This is a genomic window from Actinobacillus ureae ATCC 25976, assembly GCF_000188255.1.
Taxonomy (GTDB): domain Bacteria; phylum Pseudomonadota; class Gammaproteobacteria; order Enterobacterales; family Pasteurellaceae; genus Actinobacillus; species Actinobacillus ureae.
In genome coordinates this window covers 1-2,665 of sequence record NZ_GL831084.1, presented here as the reverse complement: position 1 = coordinate 2,665, position 2,665 = coordinate 1, and the positions used below count along the sequence as shown (strand labels likewise).

Genomic DNA, 2,665 nt, shown 5'->3' with positions numbered 1-2,665 from the left:
ACTACAGCCCCTAAAAAAATAAGCATATCTCCTACCGAAATATTGGTAAGAGTTTATATTTTTAGCAAAATTTAGGTATAATTAGATAACTTTAGTTTCATTTATCCGTATTCGATCAAAGAAGCGCTAGATTTTGTGAACTAAATCACTTTTTTACAAGACAAAAGCGTAAAATATCTTTACTATATTATTATTCTTTTTTTTCATTAACTCTCAATTAGAGGATATTAACAATGGCTAAAATCGTTAAAGTAATTGGTCGTGAAATCATCGACTCACGTGGTAACCCAACTGTTGAAGCAGAAGTTCACTTAGAAGGTGGCTTCGTTGGTTTAGCAGCTGCTCCATCTGGTGCATCTACAGGTTCACGTGAAGCATTAGAATTACGTGATGGCGATAAATCACGTTTCTTAGGTAAAGGTGTATTAAAAGCTGTTTCAGCAGTAAACAATGAAATTGCTAACGCATTAGTTTGTAAAGAAGGTACTGCACAAGCTGAAATCGACCAAATCATGATCGATTTAGACGGTACAGACAACAAATCTAAATTCGGTGCAAATGCAATCTTAGCGGTTTCTTTAGCAACAGCTAAAGCAGCAGCAGCGTCTAAAGGTTTACCATTATATGCTTACATCGCTGAATTAAACGGTACTCCAGGCGTATATTCAATGCCATTACCAATGATGAACATCATCAATGGTGGTGAGCACGCTGACAACAACGTTGATATCCAAGAATTTATGATTCAACCGGTTGGCGCTTCTACATTAAAAGAAGCTCTTCGTATCGGTGCGGAAGTATTCCACAACTTAGCGAAAGTATTAAAATCTAAAGGTTTAAATACAGCAGTTGGTGACGAAGGTGGTTTCGCGCCAAACTTAGCGTCAAACGCAGATGCTTTAGCATGTATCAAAGAAGCAGTTGAAAAAGCAGGTTATGTTTTAGGTAAAGACGTAACTCTAGCAATGGACTGTGCATCATCTGAATTCTATGACAAAGAACGTAATGTGTACGATATGAAAGGTGAAGGTAAAACATTCACTTCTCAAGAATTTACTCATTACTTAGAAGGTTTATGTAAAGAGTACCCAATCGTATCTATCGAAGATGGTCAAGACGAATCAGACTGGGAAGGTTTCGCATACCAAACTAAAGTTTTAGGTGACAAAGTTCAATTAGTTGGTGACGACTTATTCGTAACTAACACTCGTATCTTAAAAGAAGGTATCGAGAAAGGTATCGCAAACTCAATCTTAATCAAATTCAACCAAATCGGTTCTTTAACAGAGACTTTAGCTGCAATCAAAATGGCTAAAGATGCTGGTTATACAGCAGTTATCTCACACCGTTCAGGTGAAACTGAAGATGCAACAATTGCTGATTTAGCGGTTGGTACAGCTGCAGGTCAAATTAAAACTGGTTCTATGAGCCGTTCAGACCGTGTTGCTAAATACAACCAATTAATCCGTATCGAAGAAGCATTAGCAGCAGCAGGTACACCAGCACCATTTAACGGTCGTAAAGAAGTTAAAGGTCAAGCATAATCTTATTTGATTAGCAAAAAATGCCACAGAAATTTCTGTGGCATTTTTGCATTCTAAGCCAGTCTAAAATAGACAATTAAATCAAAAAGGAAAAACAATGTTATATTCTGTTTTAACTGACCAATTACTTATCGGTCAAGGTTATCGTAATGGAGCTCACTCAACAAAGTACGAACACCTTGTGGTAATGTTCGAAGATGATGGCGAAACAGGTCATTTCTATGCGATGGACTTACACCAAACAGAAAACCCTGTGGTGGATAGCCTATTTGTTTATAGTAAATCTGATATTGAAGAAAAGACTTTAATGGAACCGCACCGCTTAGAAATTTGTTGGTCGGAAGATGGCTATCAAGCCTTTTTACTGATTAATGGCTATCCACATGCAGTCTTTGATTTTAGCCAATTTGTCGGTTATAACCATACAAAATTCCCTCATCCTGAATTAGGTAGTATGTGGGTACATAAAGAAACTAATGCCGAATTAGTCAACAAATGGCTAGGATAAAATTAGAGGCTGGACTGACCTTATTTATTGTGTAATAAATAGACTTGACACTATAGTATGCTCTGTGTACAGTGTAAATATTAAACGTACTTTTTGATTCTCATTATCATTGTGAGTTTGATATTTGTCTATTTACGAAAATTTATTAGGAGTTCATTATGAAAAAATTAGTTCTTGCAACTTTTACTTTACTTTCTGCAACAACTAGTACTTTTGCGGCTAACTTCCTAGGTGCTTGTACCCGTGAATATGATCCAACACCATACATCACAAAAGAAGGTAAATTAGTGTACGCTCCAAACCAATGCATTGCAGATCTCTGGGCTGAATAAGGCAAATAAATCATATTTTTATCAATAAATAGATTTTAATTTAAAGTGAGTTGAATTCTTTTCATCAAGAATTTAGCTCACTTTTTATTTAACTAAAGATTACATTCTAGAAATTTTTTCTAAAATACTGACGTAGAATCCAAGAGAACTGACAAGTTAAAATGTTCAAATAATATACTTTACACTATAATTACCTCTGCGTAAAATTTACGCATCAAATATAGTTATTGATAATTGTTATCAAGTTTATATTTGATGTTTTATGTATAAAAACTTAGGGG

At 35.1% G+C, this 2,665-nt stretch carries 3 protein-coding genes; all 3 read left to right on the top strand.

The genetic code is table 11. The features are described from left to right. The first annotated feature begins 233 nt into the window (after positions 1–233). Entirely contained in the window at positions 234–1,544 is a 1,311-nt protein-coding gene (eno, locus tag HMPREF0027_RS11060; RefSeq protein WP_005625317.1) for a phosphopyruvate hydratase, read from the top strand. 97 nt (positions 1,545–1,641) lie between these two features. Beyond that, positions 1,642–2,052, top strand: coding sequence for a DUF2251 domain-containing protein (locus HMPREF0027_RS11055; protein WP_005625316.1), 411 nt, complete (start codon positions 1,642–1,644; stop codon positions 2,050–2,052). Positions 2,053–2,210: 158 nt separating this feature from the next. Next, a complete protein-coding gene (locus HMPREF0027_RS12155) occupies positions 2,211–2,384 on the top strand; it encodes a hypothetical protein (protein WP_005625315.1) in 174 nt (57 codons plus the stop codon). The last annotated feature ends 281 nt before the right edge of the window (positions 2,385–2,665 follow it).

Bases quoted from the DNA above. Each gene is read 5' to 3' on its own strand.
- eno (WP_005625317.1), top strand. From the start codon at position 234: ATGGCTAAAATCGTTAAAGTAATTGGTCGTGAAATCATCGACTCACGT.
- HMPREF0027_RS11055 (WP_005625316.1), top strand. From the start codon at position 1,642: ATGTTATATTCTGTTTTAACTGACCAATTACTTATCGGTCAAGGTTAT.
- HMPREF0027_RS12155 (WP_005625315.1), top strand. From the start codon at position 2,211: ATGAAAAAATTAGTTCTTGCAACTTTTACTTTACTTTCTGCAACAACT.